This window comes from Pseudomonas fluorescens (genome assembly GCF_900215245.1).
GTDB classification, from domain to species: Bacteria; Pseudomonadota; Gammaproteobacteria; order Pseudomonadales; family Pseudomonadaceae; genus Aquipseudomonas; species Aquipseudomonas fluorescens.
The window spans coordinates 1,413,549-1,431,645 of record NZ_LT907842.1 but is presented as its reverse complement, the minus strand read 5'-3'; the positions used below and the strand labels follow the sequence as shown (position 1 = coordinate 1,431,645).

The window sequence follows — 18,097 nt, the reverse complement described above, 5'->3', positions numbered from 1 at the left end:
CAAGTTTTTCAAGTGGCCAACGTGCGAGCAACGCCAGGGCGGTTAACGCGTAGAGCGCGGACTGGCGGTCTCGCGAGGCATGTTTTGAGTTGCCTGGCTAATTTTCTTCGTTCAACCGTGGCTTTGCTAGACTCGCCAGGCAGGTATTCAATTGACCGGGTTGAGTGACAGCGTTTTTAGTTGATGACTAAGGTCTTATTTAACCGGGGCTAATAATCTTTTTATTATTGTTGTGATGCGGCATTTCCCGGCGGGAAGAATGATTGGCAACGGATGCTTCTGGGAGCTGTGATGGCTGATGAAGGGATGCTGAAAACCCTCGAGAGCGTGCTTGGCTGTCTTTCGGGAGTGGTTGTGGCGTTGGACCGCGATGCCAGGGTTATCACCGGCAACCCGGCGTTCCTGGAGGTGCAGCGCCAACAGGCGGTATGCCCTGACGTGGCCGGCGAGTTTCTTTCACTGCTGCGGCCTGAAGACCACGGGCTTTTTTATGCTGCGGTTAAACAAGCTGAGGGCAACGAACGCGCTTTTTTCGACGCCGCCGCCACCGGGTCAGGTCGGTTGAGCGTAGCCATGACGCGGTGGCAGGCGCATTATTTTATTGTTGAAATTACCCCCGTTATGGCCTCTGCGGCGCCTTATCCGGGAAACGAACGTTTCGCTGATATTCCCCTTAGGTCCATTTTTGACTCTTCCGGTACGGGGTTGGCGCTGGTTGCTCTGGACGGACGTTGGCTGAGGGCCAATGGCGTCACCTGCACACTGCTTGGCTACAGCGAAGCGCAGTTGCAAACCACGACCTTCATGGCCCTGACCCATCCCGAAGACCGCGACGTCGGCAAGCAATTGATTGAAGAGTTGATTCGCGGTGCCAGGCATGGCGCCACGCTGCATAAACGTTATATCCACCGCAACGGGCAGGTGGTCTGGGTCAGGTTGACGGTCGGGATGGTGCGCGACGAGCAGGGGCAACCGTCCTGCTTTGTGTCTCAACTGGAAGACATCACCGAGAACTGGCAGCTTCGCGAAACGCTGATGGGCAGCGAGCTGAAATTTCTCACGCTGGCGGAAAACTCGCCGAATATCATCGTGCGTTACGACTGCAACCTGCAGCGCGCCTACGTCAATCCGGCCTTTCTGCTGTTGACCGGAATGACCTATGCCGAGTCGATCGGCACGCGTCCTGACGCGCACGCGGGTGACTATCTGAGCCAATTGCGGCATGTTTTGGAAACGGGCGAAACGGCGCAATTTATAAACACCTGGACGATTGCTGATGGCAACGACTATGTGAGTTGTGCGGTCAGCCTGATGGCCGAGCGCAGCAATAACGGCGCGGTGATCGGTGTGCTGGCGCTGGCCCACGACATTACGGAGATGCGCAAACAGCAGGTGCTGGAAGACGAGCGTCTGGGTATTTTCGAAAACATGGCCATGGGCGCTTCTCTGCAGGAAACGCTGGCGTTACTCGTGGGTTATCTGCAACTGGCCTTACCCCACAGATCCTGCGGCGTGCAGCTCGTAGGGGCCGAACATGTCGGCGCGGCTGCGCGCATGCCTGCGGCCTGCTGGTCCGAACCCATCGTCGACAAACAAGGCCAGGTGCTGGGCACTTTCGAGTTATCCCAGCCTTTCGGCGCTGCGCCGCATGAGCGCGAAATTCAACGCGTGCGCCAGATGTGCCACATTGCTGCGATTGCTATTGAGCGCTGGCGCTCGGAATCACTTCTGCGCGAGCGCGAGCGCCGTTACCGCAATATTTTCGACCACACCCTGGATATGCTCTGTCTGCTGGAGGTGACGCCGGCCAGCGGGCTGCAGTGCGTCGAGGCCAACCCCGCGTTGTTAAACGCGCTGGGCAAATCCCATGGTGATGTCACCGGCGCGGCGCTCGAATCGATATTCGGTCGTTTAAATGCGCAAAAAATCCAGGGGCTCTGCGAGCAGTGCATGACCGCCGGGCGGGTGGTGGAGGCCGATGAGGGCATGGTGCTTCGCAATGAGGTGCGGCACGTGCATTTAACCCTGGTGCCAGTGGCTGATACTGCGGGTGCGGGCTCACGGATATTGGTGATTGGCCGCGACATTACCCTGTTGGTCAGGGCTCGCCAGAAGGAGCTCGAACGCCAGCACGATATCAATGCGCTGGTTGAAAACAGCCCGGATGCTGTCGCTCGGTTAAGCGCTCATGGCTACGTGCTCTACGTCAATGCACGGTTGAAAGAATGGGTGGGCGCAGCCGCACCGGAGCTGACAGGAATGCCCATGGACGCGGTGGCCCCTCTCAATAACCAGTCCCAGTTGTTTTGCGAATTGGTGGCTCAGGTGATTCGAGAGAATAAAGCCACGGAGCAGGAGTTTCGACTCTCGGGATTGAAGACTGCGCCCAAAGTGGTGCTGATCCACTTCGTTCCCGAAGTGGACGGCAAGCGGGTGGTCAGCGTACTGGCGGTGGGGCGGGACATCTCCAGGCTGCGTGCTGCCGAGCGGCGCCTCGCCAACTCCAATGCACAATTGCGTGACCTGTCGACCCGCCGCGAAACGGCGCGCGAAGAGGAGCGCAAACTGATCGCCAGGGAGATCCATGACGAGCTGGGCCAGCACCTGACAGCACTGCGCATGGGCATCTCGTTATTGCGCTTCCAGTTTGGCGCCACGACGCCTGAACTCACCCCCCAAGTTGAGCGGTTGATGGTGCTGACCGATAAAACGATCCAGGTCGTGCGCAATGTTTCTACCAGCTTGCGACCGTCCGCGTTGAACCTGGGGCTGGTCTCTGCGCTTGAATGGCTGACGACCGAATTCGTCACCTTGACCCAGGTTCCGTGTGTACTGCACCTGCCTATAATTCCTCTGACGCTGCCTGAAAGCCACGTTACCGCTGCGTTCCGCATCGTGCAGGAGTCGTTGACCAATATCGCCCGCTACGCCAGCGCGACACAGGTCAGCGTTACCCTGAGCCCGCAGGAGACGCATTGGTTGCTGGAAATTCAGGATAACGGCAAGGGGTTTGACCCGGACGTGGTCGGCGGCCAGACGTTGGGCTTGGCCGGGATGCGTGAACGTGGCCTGATGTTGGGCGGCAAAGTGATCATTTTCAGCCATCCCGGACAGGGCACGACTGTCCAGGCGTTCATTCCAATGCACAAGGAAACGTATTGATGATTCGCATGCTGATCGCCGATGACCACACCATCATGCGCGAGGGGCTCAAGCAGTTGTTCATGCTGGTCGCCGACGTCCAGGTAGTGGCCGAAGCCGAGAGTGGCACGCAACTGATTGAATTGTTGCGTCAGGTCGAGATCGACCTGTTGCTCCTGGACATGAACATGCCAGGCATCAGTGGCGAGATTTTGATCGCGCGTCTGCATACCCAGTACCCAACGCTGCCGATTTTGGTGTTGAGCATGCATAACGAAATCCACATTGCCCAACGTGCACTGCGCGCCGGAGCACTCGGTTATCTCACCAAAGACCGAGATCCCGAGACCTTGCTGGTGGCCATACGCAGAGTCGTCAGCGGTCAACGCTACCTCGACCCCGCGCTGGCAGAACAGATCGCGCTGCAAAGCAGTGGCTTGAAGCAACAGACCTTTGTCGAAAGCCTCTCCGATCGAGAGTTCCAGATCCTGCGTTTGCTGGCTCACGGCATGAGCGTCAACCAGATCGCCGAACAGTTGGTCATCAGTAACAAGACCGTCAGTACCCACAAAACCCGGCTGATGGACAAGATGGGGTTCAGCTCCACCGCCGACATTGTTCGGTTCGCCATGACCTTGGGTATTTCTTGAACGGCACATTTGGGTAGGGATTTTCCTACCCGATTTTCCGGTATCCCTACCCTAGAATAGGGATGGTCTGATGGTCTTCATGCCATTATTTAGCCAGTATCTCTCTCAAGCAATCTAACCACCGATCAACCGGTCAGGATTGCGTTGACTGGGAGACACATCGTGAGCGAACAGACCCCCACCCCTTCGGCTGCTTTGACGATGTTTCCCGTCGCTTTTTCGGGCCTGTTGGGCGGCCTTGCGGTGGCCTACAGCGACGGCTTCGGCGCAAGGGCTGTGGGCGCGGGGGGCGTTGTGTTGCTGGTTTGCATCGGTCTGGGGCTTTGGGCACACCGCACGCACCAGGCGCATTGGCGCCGCCTGTGCCAGCCGCTTGAGCAACCGGTCGCGGGCTCGGCGGCACTGGCCGTCGATTCGGGCCTGGCAGACGTATGCCAGGGCGTGCTTCCGGTCTGGTCCCGGCAGATAGAAGCCGCCCGCCAGCTCAGCGAAACCGCCATCCTCAAGCTCAGCGAGCGTTTCGGCACGCTGTCAGCAAACATCAGTCACAGCGTATCCAGCCTTGGTGGCCAGGATGCTTCCCAGCAACTGGTCGACTTACTGGAAGTCGGCCAACGTGACCTTAATTCCATCGTACTGGCCCTGCGTGCTGCGCTTTCCAATAAAGAGAACGAACTCAAAGAGGTCATGCAGCTGTCCAGCTTCACTGAGCAACTTCAGCAGATGGCCAAGTTTGTCGGCGACATCGCCAGCCAGACCAACCTGCTGGCCCTCAACGCGGCCATCGAAGCTGCCCGTGCCGGTGACGCGGGGCGAGGTTTTGCGGTGGTCGCCGATGAGGTGCGTAAGTTGTCGAGTATGTCCGGCGAGACCGGGCGCAAGATCAGTGAAACGGTGATTACCGTCAACGCCGCGATTGCACGCACGGTGCAAATGTCCCGCCACCACGCCGAACAAGACACCTTGACCCTCGCCGACTCGGAGCGGGTGGTCTCGCAGGTTATCGAGCATTTTCGCGGCAACGCCCAGACCATTGTGCGTAACAGCCATGACCTGCAGCAGCAAAGTGCAACGGTCGCCGACGAAATAGCCCAGGTGTTGGTGGCCCTGCAGTTTCAGGACCGCGTCAGCCAAATGCTGACATTGATCACTCGTGACCTGGGCAAGTTGCAGGAGCAGTTAGATCAGCGTCACCAATCGAGCCTGAGCGGGCATGCCCTTGCCCCGATGCTCAGTGAGCAATGGCTGCAAGAGCTTGCAACGGCTTACACCATGCCTGAGCAACACGCTATTCACGGTGGCAAGCCACACGCCAAGGCCGACGCCAGCGAAATCACCTTTTTCTAGAGGAGCTTTTCCGATGAGCAAAACCATTCTGATCGTCGACGACTCGGCTTCCATCCGGCAGGTGGTGAGCATCACGCTCAAAGGCGCAGGTTACGACGTGATCGAAGGCTGTGATGGCAAAGATGCGCTGAGCAAACTGGATGGACGCAAAATTCACCTGATTGTCAGTGACGTGAACATGCCCAACATGGACGGTCTCAGCTTCGTCAAGGCCGCCAGGCTGTTGCCGGCCTACAAGTTCACGCCCGTCATCATGCTGACCACGGAAGCCAGCGATGCGATGAAGCAGCAAGGCCAGGCCTCCGGCGCCAAGGCCTGGATGGTCAAGCCCTTTCAGCCGGCGCAGATGCTCACCGCGGTCTCCAAGTTGATTCTGCCCTAGCGATGGCCGGCGACCGCTGGCCAGGAGGTTTCCATGAATAGTCCCGTCCCGATGCTGCGTCGAATCCAGGTCATGGAAGGCCCTCTGACGATCTACACGGCCAGTGAACAAAAAGACGTGTTGTTGTCGCTGTTTCCGCTGGCCCATGAGGTCGAATTGGACTTGTCCAACGTCGACGAACTGGACAGCGCCGGTTTGCAATTGTTGATCCTCATCAAACGCGAGTCCCTCAGGGAGGGCGCGCAACTGCTGCTGAGCAACCATAGCCCGACGGTCATTGAAGCGTTGCGGCTCAGCGGTCTTGAGGACTTCTTCTCCAATACGTCTATCGCCCAATCGAGCGGAGCCTGATCCCATGGCCCAGCCTATGAACATGGACGACGTGCTGCAGACCTTCATCGCTGAAAGTCGCGAGCTGCTGTTGCAGATGGAAGACGCGCTGCTGCAGATCGAGCAGTCTCCCCACGACATGGACACCATCAATGGCCTGTTCCGGGTGGCCCACACCATCAAAGGTTCGGCCGGCTTGTTTGGCTTGATGCCCATCGTTGAGTTCACCCATGTCGCTGAAAGCGTGCTGGACCGGGTACGTAGCCTGGAGGTCCGCGTCGATGAGGCGCTGAGTGCGCTGTTTCTCGACGCCCGTGACCACATCGCTCAATTGATCGACCTGCTGGCCGAAGATGGCAACCTGGATCGGTTGGACGAACCTTTGCAGGTCCGAGGCCATCGTCTGGTTGACCGGCTTGCCTTGTACCTGGACGCCTCGGTAGCGACGGCGGCACCGGCCCATCAAGGCCCGCTGTCGGCGGATGCCCAGGATACCCAGGATGCCGGCCCCGGCCACTGGCATTTGTCCCTGCGCTTTGGTCCGGATGTGTTGCGCAATGGCATGGACCCCTTGGCATTCCTGCGCTACCTGAGCACGTTGGGAAGGTTGCTGCAGACCGTCACGCTGTTCGACGCGTTGCCGCCTATCGCGTCCATGAACCCGGAAACCAACTACCTGGGCTTTGAGCTGGCGCTGGCCAGCGACGCCTCCCGGGAGGTCATCGACGGCGCGTTTGACTTTGTTCGCGATGACGCGCTCGTGCAGATCCTCGCGCCGCACGCCTCTGTGCAAACGTGTCGGGCGCACATCGACGCACTGCCGGAAGGCAATGACGAGTTGCTTGAGTTACTGGTTCGCTGCGCCAGCCTGACGGCGTCGCAAGCCGTGCTCGTCGCCCAGGAGGGGCAGCCGGCAGCGGCCGAACCGCGGGGTGAACTTGACGCACTGCCGGATGCGGCCGCGCCGTCGATCAAGGCCGGTAAAGGCACCGCGAGTAACGATGGCAATCTGATTCGGGTCGATGCCGCCAAGCTGGATCAACTGATCAACCTGGTCGGTGAGCTGATCATCGCCGGTGCCGGCGCCAATCTGGTGGCGGTGCGTAGCGGCATAGGCGAGATGATCGAGGCCACCAGTCTGTTGTCTCGGTTGGTTGAAGAGGTCCGTGATTCGGCGTTGACCCTGCGCATGGTGCAGATTGGAGCAACCTTCACGCGTTTCCAGCGAGTGGTGCGCGACGTGTCCAAAGAATTGGGCAAAGACATCGTACTGCGCATTGGCGGCGGCGAAACCGAGTTGGACAAAACCGTCGTCGAGCGGATCGGTGACCCGCTCACGCACTTGGTGCGAAATGCCATGGACCACGGCATCGAGGCCGCGTCCACTCGCCTGCTGCGGGGCAAGCCCGAGCAGGGCACCGTACGCCTGAATGCCTATCACGAGTCCGGCAGTATCGTCATCGAAGTGTCGGACGACGGCGGCGGATTGGCCAAGGACAAAATCCTGGCGAAGGCCCGCGAGCGTGGCCTGGTGGCTGAAGGTCAGGTACTGCCAGACAAAGACATTCTGAATTTGATTTTCGAACCCGGGTTTTCCACGGCCGATCAGGTCAGCAACCTGTCCGGCCGAGGGGTCGGCATGGACGTGGTGAAAAGGAATATCACGGCGTTGCGCGGCAGTGTGAGCCTGGAAAGCGAAGAAGGGCTGGGCACGACGGTGCGCATCCGTTTGCCGCTGACGCTGGCGATCATTGACGGGTTTCTGATCGGCGTCGGCAAGGGTTCTTATGTCATCCCGCTGAACATGGTGGAGGAGTGCATCGAGCTCGCCTCTGGGCGGGATGCTGACGCGGGCTACCTCGACCTGCGTGGCGATGTGCTGCCGATCCTGCGGCTGCGGGACATGTTTGATGTGCAAGAACCGGCCGGCAGCCGAGAAAACGTGGTTGTCGTGCACTACGCGGGGCTGCGTGCCGGCCTGGTGGTTGATCGCTTGCAGGGGGAGTTTCAAACCGTGATCAAGCCACTCGGCAAAGTGTTCGGTGAAGCCCATGGGCTCGGGGGATTCACGATCCTGGGCAACGGCGCTGTTGCGCTGATTCTGGATGTTCCCAATTTGTTAGGACTCGTTGCCAAGGAAGCCAATAACCGTTCGATTCCAAGTCCTCAGTCGACTTAATGAAGCGTCATCAGGAGTTCCTCGCCATGACCGTTATCAAAAATATAATGTTGTTGGTTTTCACGGCAGTGCTGGGTGTCCTCGTATTGGGTGGCACCAGCCTGTACCTGGCCGGTGAAATCAATTCGAGCGCCAGTTACGGCAACGCCAACACGGTGCCCAGCCTGCTGGAAATCGACCAGGTCGCAACGGCTGTAGGCGACCTTCATGGTTTGCAATGGCAGCACTTGAACGATCCCGGGAAAAGTGTCCTCCCGGGTTACGCGCAGAGCGTGGCACAGCACTTCAGTTCAATTGGCAAAGCCCTGGATCACTATGAGGCCGAGTTGGTCTCTGACGACCATGACGCGTCGCTGTTGAAACAACTGCGCGCCCACTTGGGTGAATTGACCGCCTCGCAGGGGCAGTTCGACAAGCTCATCAACGAAGGCGACCAAGCCTCGGCGCGGGCTTTGATTGAGGCGAGCCAGCCATTGCAGGCGTCGGTGCTGAAGGTGGTCAGTGACCTGCGTGAATACAACCTGGAACTGGGGCGCAAGGGCCAACTGCTGGCCACCGCCACTGAGAAGAATGCGCGCTACATCATTCTGTTGGTGAGCGGTTTGACCCTGTTCGCGACCGTGCTGATCGGAACATTCCTGGGCCGAAACCTGATGCGCCAACTGGGTGCTGAACCCGCCGTGGTTCGCGACTTTGCTGCACGTCTGTCCGCCGGTGACCTGAACGCAAAAGCAACCCTCAAGGCGGGTGACACCACCAGTCTGATGGCGAGCATGCAGCAGCTGGGGCAGGGCTTGCACGAGTTGATTGTGGAGATGGACCGAATGTCCGCTGCCCACGACAAAGGTGACATTGACGTGCAGATCGCGGCCGATCGCTTTCAAGGCAGTTACCGCTCCATGGCCCAGGGCATCAACGATATGGTCAACGGCCACATCGCGGTGAAGAAAAAAGCCATGGCCTGCATTCGCTCATTCGGTGAGGGTGATTTGTCGGCGCCTCTTGAGTCATTCCCCGGCAAAAAAGCGTTTATCAATGAAAATATCGAGCTGTTACGCACCAATGTCCTGGCGCTGATCAATGATATGAAGCACATGTCCAGCGAGCACGAAAAAGGTGACATTGACGTCATGATCGATGTCGATCGCTTCCGCGGCTCGTACCGTGATATCGGTCAGGGCATCAATGAGATGGTCAGCGGCCACATCAACGTCAAGAAGAAAGCCATGGCCTGTATTCGCGCGTTCGGCGAAGGCGATCTGGCGGCGTCACTGGAGCAATTCCCGGGCAAAAAAGCCTTTATCAATGAGAACATCGAGCAGCTGCGCGCCAATATCCTCGCGCTCGTCGAAGACACCACCCAGATCAGTGACAGTGCGCTGATCGGCAAACTGGACACCCGGCCTGACGTCGCGCGGCACCAGGGCGATTTCCGCCGCATCATTCAGGGTATCAATGGTTCTCTGGACGCGATCATCGAGCCGATTACCGAAGCGATGGACGTGTTGTCGGCAATGTCCAACGGTGACCTGACCCGCAGCATCACCGGTGACTACCAAGGCAAGTTCCTGGAACTCAAGACCTCGGTTAACGGCACCGTGGAAAAACTCTCGGAAATCATCGGCGAAGTGCGCGGCTCAGCCGATTCGCTGTCCAGTGCCTCGGAAGAAATCTCCGCCACCGCCCAAAGCATGAGCCAGTCGGCCTCCGAGCAAGCGGCTTCGGTGGAGCAGACTTCTGCATCGATGGAGCAAATGTCCGCGTCCATTGCCCAGAACACCGAAAATGCCAAGGTGACCGATGGCATGGCGGGCAAGGCCAACAAGGAAGCCTCAGAAGGCGGCCGAGCCGTGAAGGATACCGTGGCGGCGATGAAGACCATCGCTGAAAAAATCGGCATCGTCGACTCTATCGCTTACCAGACCAATCTGCTGGCGCTCAATGCCGCGATCGAAGCCGCGCGGGCCGGTGAGCACGGCAAAGGGTTCGCAGTGGTGGCGGCAGAAGTGCGCAAACTGGCCGAGCGCAGCCAGATTGCCGCACAGGAAATCAGTGAAGTGGCCAAGAACAGCGTGGCCTTGGCTGAACGGGCGGGCAACCTGCTGGATGAGATTGTGCCTTCGATTGCCAAGACCTCTGACCTGGTGCAGGAGATCGCCGCAGCCTCGGAAGAACAGTCCATCGGGTCCGAGCAAATAAACAGTGCGATGTCGCAGATGAGCCAACTGACTCAGCAAAACGCTTCAGCCTCCGAAGAGCTGGCGGCGACTGCCGAGGAAATGAGTGGCCAGGCCGAGCAGTTGCAGGAGCTCATGGGCTTCTTCACCGTACAAACCAAACGTGCCGGGCGCACTGCCTCGCTACCCACCATCAGCCGTGCAGCGTTAACGCTGGACGCCGACAATCGTTCGGTGGAGGGCGGGTTCGTCCGCTTCGGGAGTTGACCCATGAGTGCCTCAGCCAGTGTGTCGGACGGGCTTGAACGGCAGACACCCGTTGATGAGCCTTTGCAGTACCTGACCTTCTTGGCAGATCAGGAAATGTACGCGGTCAATACCCTGAGTGTTCGCGAAATCATCGAATACAACCAGGTGACGACCGTGCCGATGATGCCGACATTTTTACGCGGGGTGATTAATCTTCGCGGTTCGGTCGTGCCGGTCGTCGACCTCAAGGCACGGTTTGGCAAGGGCGTGACGGTACTGGGCAGCCGGACGTGCATCGTCATTCTGGAGGCGGCGAAGCAGGGCGAGTCATTGGTCTTGGGGGTGGTGGTCGACTCGGTCAGCGAGGTGATCGAGATACTCGATATCGATATCAAGCCCACCCCGGCGTTCGGCAATCATATTCGCGCTGACTTCATCCAGGGGATGACCAAGGTGCGCGGTGAGTTTGTGACGCTGCTGCAAATTGAGCATGTGTTGTGTGTCGATGAGATAGCCGGCTTGATGTGAGCGTGGCGCGTAGGGCCGCGTCTTCAGGCGCGTCCGGAATGTAATGGGTCCGAGGTGAATCATGGCGCTATCCATCGAAAGTCCAGGCAGTACCCCAGTCTCAAGCCCGAGCCAATACCTCACCTTTGAACTGGGCGATGAAATGTTCGCCGTGGGCACGCTCAATGTGCGGGAGATCATCGAATATGGGCCGATCACCAGCGTACCGTTGTTGCCCTCCAGCATACGTGGCGTGATCAACCTGCGCGGCGCTGCGGTTCCCGTGCTGGACCTGGGGGTGCGTTTTCGTGGTGAGCGCACGGTGCAGACCTCAAGGACGTGTTTTGTGATCCTCGAAGTCCAGTCCGGCGCGGCGCGCAAGCTCGTGGGGATCATTGTCGATGCGGTCAGTGAAGTGCTTGAAATCGCCGATCAGGACATCGAACCCTCGTTGAACTTCGGCAGCGATGTCAGGGCTGACTTTCTACTGGGCATCGGTAAGTTGGAGAGCGGCTTTGTGCTGTTGCTGGACATCGGTCGGGTGTTGTCCCTGGAGCACGTGGAGGTGCTGGCCACCCTCGAATCCTCGTTGCCTGCAACGCCCGATTCTTCTTTGGGAACGTCTTTATGAACGTGATTCTCTCCGACACTGAGTTTCTGCAATTTCGTGACCTCATTCATCGAATCGCCGGCATCAGCCTGTCCGATGCCAAAAAGCAGTTGGTGAGTGCTCGGCTGGCCAAGCGACTGCACCTATTCAAGCTCACTAACTACGGGGCTTACTACAAGCTATTGATGAAGGACAGTGCGGAGTTGCAGGTGGCGGTCGACATGTTGACCACCAACGAAACCTACTTTTTTCGCGAGCCCAAGCATTTCGATTTCCTGCGCGATGTGGCGCTCCCCGAACTGCGCGGCAGCGGGCCTTTACGCATCTGGAGTGGCGCCTGCTCGACCGGTGAAGAGCCGTATACCTTGGCGATGGTCCTGGCGGACAACCTCGCGGGCCGGCCCTGGGAGATTGTGGCGTCGGACATCAGCAGCCGGGTGTTGGACAAAGCCCGGACAGGGCGTTACCCCCTTGAAGGTACGCGCGGCATTCCTGAAGCGCTGCTCAACAAGTATTGCCTCAAGGGCGTTGGCGCCAACCATGGCTGCTTCATGGTCGATCGTGCACTGGCTGCGCGGATCGATTTCCAGGCGATCAATTTGAATAATCCGTTACCCAAACTCGGCATGTTTGACGTGATCTTTCTGCGTAACGTGATGATCTATTTTGATAACGACACCAAAGTGCAGGTGGTCCAGCGACTGATCAACCATCTCAAACCCGGCGGGTATTTTCTGGTGAGCCACTCGGAGAGCCTCAATGGCGTGACCGATGAACTGCGACTCATCAAACCTTCGATCTACCGGAGGCCACGTGCCTGAAAACAGAGTGCCCCAAGAGGTTTTTCTGAATCCCGGAGAGTGGTTTTTCGGCGCTGGCGAGATTCGGCTGCGCACGGTGCTGGGGTCGTGTGTGGCACTGGTGTTCTGGCACCCCCGGCGCTTGTTGGGCGGCATGTGCCACTTCCTGTTACCCCAACGCGCAGTGCCGAACTCGCACGCGTTGGACGGGCGTTACGGCAATGAGGCGCTGGCATTGTTACTCGGTCGAATTCACGCGAGTAAGGCCCGACCTGCCGATTTCAGAATCAGCGTATTCGGCGGCGGGAACATGTTTCCCGGTCTGGCGCGTTCGGACAAACACTACGTCGGGCAACGCAATGTCGAACAAGCCCGGCGCCTGCTCGACCTGCACCATTTGCATTGTCACAACTTCCACGTGGAAGGCGTGGGTTACCGAACCGTGGTGTTCGACCTTGCCAACGGCAACATTGAACTCAACTACCTGGCCTTGCAGAAACAACCCGTCAGCCCTCTTGGAGAGCGTGCGACATGAGCCTGATAAAAGTACTGATCATTGATGATTCAGCCGTGGTTCGCCAGGTTCTGACGGCGACCCTGGGGCAAGACCCGGCCATCGAAGTCATCGGCGCGGCAGCGGACCCGGTGTTCGCCATGGACAAAATGAACAAGCAATGGCCGGATGTGATTGTGTTGGACATCGAGATGCCACGCATGGATGGCATTACCTTTCTGAAAAAATTGATGGCGGAACACCCGACGCCGGTGGTCATCTGTTCGACCTTGACCGAGAAAGGCGCGGCCACCACGATGCAGGCACTCGCTGCGGGTGCGGTCAGCATCGTTACCAAGCCACAACTCCATTTGCGCCAGTTTCTGACCGAAAGTTCCGATGAGCTGGCGGGTGCCGTCAAGGCCGCCGCCCGGGCCAACATGAAGCGGATGGTGCCTTCCAGCGAGCGGGTTCCGGTGAGGCTGAGTGCCGACGTCATACTGCCTGCGGGCACCCAGGCGATGGCGCGCACCACCGAAAGTATCGTCGCGATTGGTACGTCTACCGGCGGCACTCAGGCCCTGGAGCTGGTGTTGACCGCTCTGCCCAGGGTCTGCCCCGGAATAGTCATCGTGCAGCACATGCCCGAACACTTCACGGCTGCATTTGCCGAGCGCCTGAATCGACTCTGTGAGATTGAAGTCCGAGAGGCGAAGAATGGCGACCGGGTTATCCCCGGTTGCGCGCTGATTGCCCCCGGTGGTCGGCACATGGTGCTCAAGCGCAGCGGTGCGCAATACCAGGTTGAAATTGTCGACGGTCCGCCCGTCAGCCGGCACCGTCCCTCCGTTGATGTGCTGTTTCGCTCCGTCGCCCGCAGTGCCGGAGCTAACGCGCTGGGCATCATCATGACGGGGATGGGGGACGATGGCGCCCGTGGGCTGAAAGAAATGCATGACAGCGGTGCCCACACCCTCGGCCAGGATGAAGAGTCCTGTGTGGTGTACGGAATGCCTAAGGAAGCGTTCAAGCTGGGCGCGGTGGAGCGTGAGTTGCCGCTTGAACATATTTCTGCGGCGATTCTGCAATCCATTCATCAGCGCCGCTGACTCCTCTTAGTGAGGAGAATAAAAAAGACCCTGTAAAAACAGGGTCTTGGATGGGATAAAAACCTAGAACTTGTAGCCGATACCGACCATGTACACCATTGGGTCGACGTCCACATTGACCTTGGCGCGCGTTCCTTGGCCCAGCGCGTTGTTGTCCACGGTGGCCTTGGTGCTGATGTCGATGTAGCGCACCTGAGCGTTGACCATCCACTTGTCGTTGATCATGTAGTCGGCGCCGACCTGCGCGGCCCAGCCCCAGGAGTTTTCCGCCTTGAAGTTGCTGAACCCGGCTTGCTGGGCGCTACTGCTGACGTGCTCGTCGTAGATCCAGGTGTAGTTGATACCGGCGCCCACGTACGGCTGGAATGCCAACTTGCTGTCCAGCGGGTAGTACACGATGCTCAGGGTCGGCGGCAGGTGTTTCAGGGTGCCGAGCTTGCCGTTGGCGGCGCCGAGCGCGGTGTTCTTGATCTTCACGTCGTGCTCGAACGGCGTGGCCGCCAGCAGTTCGATACCCCAGTGGCTGGTGAACATGTAGGCGAAGTTCAAGCCCAGTTGAGTGTCGCTGCTCATGGTCGCCTTGCCGCCCAGGTTGGTGCCCGCCAAGGGGCCCTGGTCAACCTTCACGCTGCTGCTGTCTGCTTTCGGGTTAACGGTGATTGCACCGGCGCGAATCAGAATATCGCCCGCTTCGTGAGCGTGGACGGCAGGGGCGGCGAGGGCGAGCGCGAAGAGGGACGCGCCGAGCAGGGACTTGTTCATGGGAGCTCCAGAAGGACGTTAAAAGTTGTACGTCCAATGGTAGAGATCGTTCCGTTCGATCCTTTGACTCAGCTCAATGAAAGGGTAACCACGGATCAAAAACCCTGGGATCTGTGCTGTTCTTGAGCAAGGCTCATTCCTGCAGCTCGTAGACGTAAATCTTCTCGGCATCCATTTGGTAGCCGGCATCCGCCAGCTCACTGGATGACGGTTTGACCTGCATCGAGCCCTCGATCCAATACGGCTGGTACAGCTCGTCAAGCTTTACCCCGACTTCGCTTTTCACATGCACGATCTGGTTCGACGGCGGCGGCGGTACGTGAATGCACGCGCCGAAATACGGCACCAGCAAAAACTCGGTGGTACGGCCCTCCTCGCTGACTTCCAGCGGCACGATATAACCCGGCAAGCGAATGTGCTGGCCGTCGAGGCTCTGTACCACCGGTGCGTTGGGCAGGTCCTGCTTGGCCGCAGGCGCCGCCTCGACCGACAACGCGTCGGCCATGTTCGACAGGTCGTGCAGCGGCTTCATATTGGGAATTTCCGGCGGCGCGTCCGGCGGGATCATCTCCTGCCAGGACAGGTCCTTGGGCTGGTCGGCCGCCCACGCGGGCACGGCCACCAGCAGCAACAGGGCAAACAGGGCACGGCGCATCGAAGCCTTCCTCATAAACGTATGGACAGGCCATCGGCCAGGGATTGTCGATAGGCGCGCCACGCGGGCACGCTGCCCATCAACAGCGCTGCTGCCAGGATACCGGCGAGCAAGGTCCATTCATATTCGCTGGGCCATGACATCGGCAGGTCCAGGCCATAGTTGGCCTGCAAATACCCGCGCGACGCGGCGATGCACACGTACAGCAGGCCTGTGCCTGCAACCACGCCGGACAGTGCCAGCGCGAAGGCTTCGAAGATCAGCAGTGTTGCGATGTGCCAGGGGCGTGCGCCGACCGAACGCAGGATCGCCATCTCACGGCGGCGCTCGTTGAGACTGGTGAGGATCGCCGTGAGCATGCCGATCAGGCCGGTCAGCACCACGAACAGCGAGATCACGAACAGCGCTTTTTCGGCGGTGCCCATCATGCTCCACAACTCTTGCAGCGCCACACCGGGCAGGATCGCCAGCATCGGCTCACCGCGAAATTCGTTGATCTCGCGTTGCAGCGCGAAGGTGGAAATCTTGTTGTTCAAGCCGAGCATGAACGCAGTGATCGCCTGCGGGGTCAGGTCCATATTGCGCGCCTGATCGGCGCTGATGCGGCCTTTGCCTTGGGCGGGTACGCCGTTGTGCCAGTCGATATGAATCGCTTCCATACCGCCGAGACTGATGTGCAGCGTGCGGTCTACCGGCGTGCCGGTGCGCTTGAGAATGCCGACCACGGTGAACGGTTTGTCATCGTGTTTGACCAGGCTGACCACTGCCACACCGTGGGCCAGCACCAGCTTATCGCCGAGCTTGTAATGCAGGGCGTCGGCGACTTCAGCACCCAGCACCACTTCGAACGGGTCGGTGGCGAAGGCGCGGCCGCTGGCCAGTTCGAGGTTCTGCTTGCGGCCGTACTGGTAGTGCTCGAAGTAGGCTTCGTTGGTGCCCATCACCCGGTAGCCACGGTGCGAGTCGCCAAGGGAAATCGGGATTGCCCATTTCACTTGCGGGTTGGCGGCGAAGTGCTCGTAGCTGTCCCAACGGATGTTGTTGGTGGCGTTGCCGATGCGGAACACCGAGTACAGCAGCAGGTTGACCGAGCCGGAACGGGCGCCGACGATCAGGTCGGTGCCGCTGATGGTGCTGGCGAAGCTGTTGCGCGCCTCGACGCGCACGCGCTCCACCGCCAGCAGCAGGCACACCGACAGGGCGATGGCGAACGCGGTGAGGATCGCGGTAAAGCGGCGGTTAGCCAGGCTGGCCATGGCTAGACGAAACAAATACATCTCAAACCTCTGCGGGCGTGGCGGCGCGATTGAGTTCGGCCAGCGACAGGTTGCGGTCGAACAACGGCGCCAGGCTCTGGTCATGGCTGACAAACAACAGGCTGGCGCCCGCGTCGCGGCATTCGGCGAACAACAACTGGATGAATGCTTCGCGAGCGTCGTAGTCCAGGGCCGAGGTGGGCTCGTCGGCAATCACCAGTTCCGGTTGGCCGATCAACGCACGGGCTGCGGCCACCCGTTGTTGCTGGCCGATGGACAGCGAGTCGGCACGCCGCTCCAGCAGGTTTTTGTCGTTCAAACCCAAATGCGCGAGCAAGGTCGCGGCGGCCTGGTCCACACTGCCGTGGCGCTGAATCGCCCGTTGCGCGCGCAGCTTGGAAAAGTGGCAAGGCAACTCGACGTTCTCGCGCACCGACAGAAACGGCAGCAGGTTGAACTGCTGGAAAATGTAGCCGGTGTGGTCGACGCGGAAGCGGTCGCGGGCGCTCGCCGACAGCTCGGTCAATTCCTGGCCGAGCAGGCGGATGCTGCCCTGGCTGGGTTTCTGCACGCCGCCCAGCAGGCCGAGCAGGGTGGTTTTGCCACTGCCGCTCGGGCCCTTGAGAAACAGCGTTTCCCCCGCTTCCAGGCGGAACGCGGGAATGTCCAGCAACTGTGGGTGGCCGGGCCAGTTGAAGCCCAGGTCAGACAGTTCGATTAACGCTTGGGTCATGGGGAATCAGGGTCGCCTGGTGGTAGGAAGTAGCGCCGATCCACTGTGGCAGCAGGCAAGCCAGCCCCACAGTGATCGGGTTTTCACATCAGAATTTCAGGGTAGCTGCCTGTGCCGTCGCTTCCACACCTTGCTGGCCGCTTGGGCCGATCAACTGCACGTTGATTTTTTGGGTGGCAGGGAAGGTCTTGAACACTTGGCTCAGGTCCAGAGTGCTCAGGGCCGTCGGCGTGGCGCAGGTGAACTGGTAGTGGGCGTGGATTTCGCTGTGATCATGATGATGCGCGTGAGCGGCTGCGCCTTTGCCGTCGGTGGCGTGGTCATCATCATCGTCGTCGTCATGATCGGCTTCAGGCTTGTCGCCGAACAACGGGCTGTTGAGCTCCTGGGTGCTGATCACGCAACCGGCAGCTTTAGGCAAGTTGAACAGGGCCAACGGGTTTTCCAGCTGTTTGCGGCTGGCCGCGACCTTGGCTTTATCGGCGGGGGTGGTGGCCTGATGTTCAAAACCCACGAGGTTCATGGCCGGGCTGTCAAATTCCAGCTCCAGCGCCTGGCCGTCGAGCACCGCATTGAGGCGACCGACGCCGTGTTCGTGGGCGCCCAGGCTGCCGTGCTCGTGTTCATGGTCGTGGTCGTGCTCGTCAGCCGCATGAGCAATGGCGAGTGGCAGCAGGGCAAACGGCAAAGCGAGCAGCAGACGGCGCATGAGTAGGC

At 59.5% G+C, this 18,097-nt stretch carries 16 protein-coding genes and 2 pseudogenes; 13 read left to right on the top strand and 5 right to left on the bottom strand.

The window, feature by feature from the left end:
• The first annotated feature begins 291 nt into the window (after positions 1-291).
• From CPH89_RS06730 to CPH89_RS06675, 13 genes and pseudogenes are all read left to right on the top strand, one after another.
• Positions 292-3,162: a PAS domain-containing sensor histidine kinase gene (locus tag CPH89_RS06730; protein WP_232005431.1), complete on the top strand. Its 2,871-nt coding sequence runs from the start codon at positions 292-294 to the stop codon at positions 3,160-3,162.
• A complete protein-coding gene (locus CPH89_RS06725) occupies positions 3,162-3,791 on the top strand; it encodes a response regulator (protein ID WP_053258255.1) in 630 nt (209 codons plus the stop codon). Before CPH89_RS06730 ends, CPH89_RS06725 begins: the two co-directional genes overlap by 1 nt.
• A gap of 201 nt (positions 3,792-3,992) precedes the next feature.
• The gene (locus CPH89_RS06720; RefSeq protein WP_053258254.1) at positions 3,993-5,138 is read left to right on the top strand and encodes a methyl-accepting chemotaxis protein; all 1,146 of its coding nucleotides are present in this window, start codon (positions 3,993-3,995) and stop codon (positions 5,136-5,138) included.
• A 13-nt stretch (positions 5,139-5,151) separates the two neighbouring features.
• On the top strand, positions 5,152-5,520 hold the full coding sequence (locus CPH89_RS06715) for a response regulator (RefSeq protein WP_053258253.1): 369 nt from the start codon (positions 5,152-5,154) through the stop codon (positions 5,518-5,520).
• 33 nt (positions 5,521-5,553) lie between these two features.
• Entirely contained in the window at positions 5,554-5,871 is a 318-nt protein-coding gene (locus CPH89_RS06710; RefSeq protein ID WP_053258252.1) for an STAS domain-containing protein, read from the top strand.
• Positions 5,872-5,875: 4 nt separating this feature from the next.
• Complete coding sequence (locus CPH89_RS06705; protein WP_151239808.1) at positions 5,876-8,029, top strand: chemotaxis protein CheA; 2,154 nt, start codon at positions 5,876-5,878, stop codon at positions 8,027-8,029.
• Positions 8,029-9,306, top strand: a pseudogene (locus CPH89_RS30885) (MCP four helix bundle domain-containing protein); the annotation flags it as partial. The gene CPH89_RS06705 and the pseudogene CPH89_RS30885, both read left to right, overlap by 1 nt.
• 192 nt (positions 9,307-9,498) lie before the next feature.
• Positions 9,499-10,473 (top strand): annotated as a pseudogene (locus CPH89_RS30880) (methyl-accepting chemotaxis protein); the annotation flags it as partial.
• A 3-nt stretch (positions 10,474-10,476) separates the two neighbouring features.
• Positions 10,477-10,983: a chemotaxis protein CheW gene (locus CPH89_RS06695; protein WP_053258250.1), complete on the top strand. Its 507-nt coding sequence runs from the start codon at positions 10,477-10,479 to the stop codon at positions 10,981-10,983.
• A gap of 61 nt (positions 10,984-11,044) precedes the next feature.
• Positions 11,045-11,593 (top strand): chemotaxis protein CheW, encoded by a 549-nt coding sequence (locus tag CPH89_RS06690; RefSeq protein ID WP_053258249.1) that lies wholly within the window; start codon positions 11,045-11,047, stop codon positions 11,591-11,593.
• A complete protein-coding gene (locus tag CPH89_RS06685) occupies positions 11,590-12,393 on the top strand; it encodes a CheR family methyltransferase (protein WP_053258248.1) in 804 nt (267 codons plus the stop codon). Before CPH89_RS06690 ends, CPH89_RS06685 begins: the two co-directional genes overlap by 4 nt.
• Entirely contained in the window at positions 12,386-12,907 is a 522-nt protein-coding gene (locus CPH89_RS06680) for a chemotaxis protein CheD (protein ID WP_053258247.1), read from the top strand. The genes CPH89_RS06685 and CPH89_RS06680 overlap by 8 nt, the downstream gene beginning before the upstream one ends.
• The gene (locus CPH89_RS06675; protein ID WP_053258246.1) at positions 12,904-13,974 is read left to right on the top strand and encodes a protein-glutamate methylesterase/protein-glutamine glutaminase; all 1,071 of its coding nucleotides are present in this window, start codon (positions 12,904-12,906) and stop codon (positions 13,972-13,974) included. Before CPH89_RS06680 ends, CPH89_RS06675 begins: the two co-directional genes overlap by 4 nt.
• A 63-nt stretch (positions 13,975-14,037) precedes the next feature.
• Here CPH89_RS06675 and CPH89_RS06670 read toward each other — a convergent pair whose 3' ends face one another.
• From CPH89_RS06670 to CPH89_RS06650, 5 genes are all read right to left on the bottom strand, one after another.
• Entirely contained in the window at positions 14,038-14,736 is a 699-nt protein-coding gene (locus tag CPH89_RS06670; RefSeq protein ID WP_053258245.1) for an OmpW/AlkL family protein, read from the bottom strand.
• 133 nt (positions 14,737-14,869) lie between these two features.
• On the bottom strand, positions 14,870-15,391 hold the full coding sequence (locus CPH89_RS06665) for a DUF3299 domain-containing protein (RefSeq protein ID WP_053258244.1): 522 nt from the start codon (positions 15,389-15,391) through the stop codon (positions 14,870-14,872).
• An 11-nt stretch (positions 15,392-15,402) separates the two neighbouring features.
• A complete protein-coding gene (locus CPH89_RS06660; RefSeq protein ID WP_053258243.1) occupies positions 15,403-16,668 on the bottom strand; it encodes an ABC transporter permease in 1,266 nt (421 codons plus the stop codon).
• A gap of 1 nt (position 16,669) precedes the next feature.
• Entirely contained in the window at positions 16,670-17,380 is a 711-nt protein-coding gene (locus tag CPH89_RS06655) for an ABC transporter ATP-binding protein (RefSeq protein WP_053258242.1), read from the bottom strand.
• 88 nt (positions 17,381-17,468) lie between these two features.
• Positions 17,469-18,089 carry a DUF2796 domain-containing protein gene (locus CPH89_RS06650; protein ID WP_053258241.1) on the bottom strand — a complete coding sequence of 207 codons (621 nt, stop codon included), beginning with the start codon at positions 18,087-18,089 and terminating at the stop codon, positions 17,469-17,471.
• Positions 18,090-18,097 lie beyond the last annotated feature (8 nt).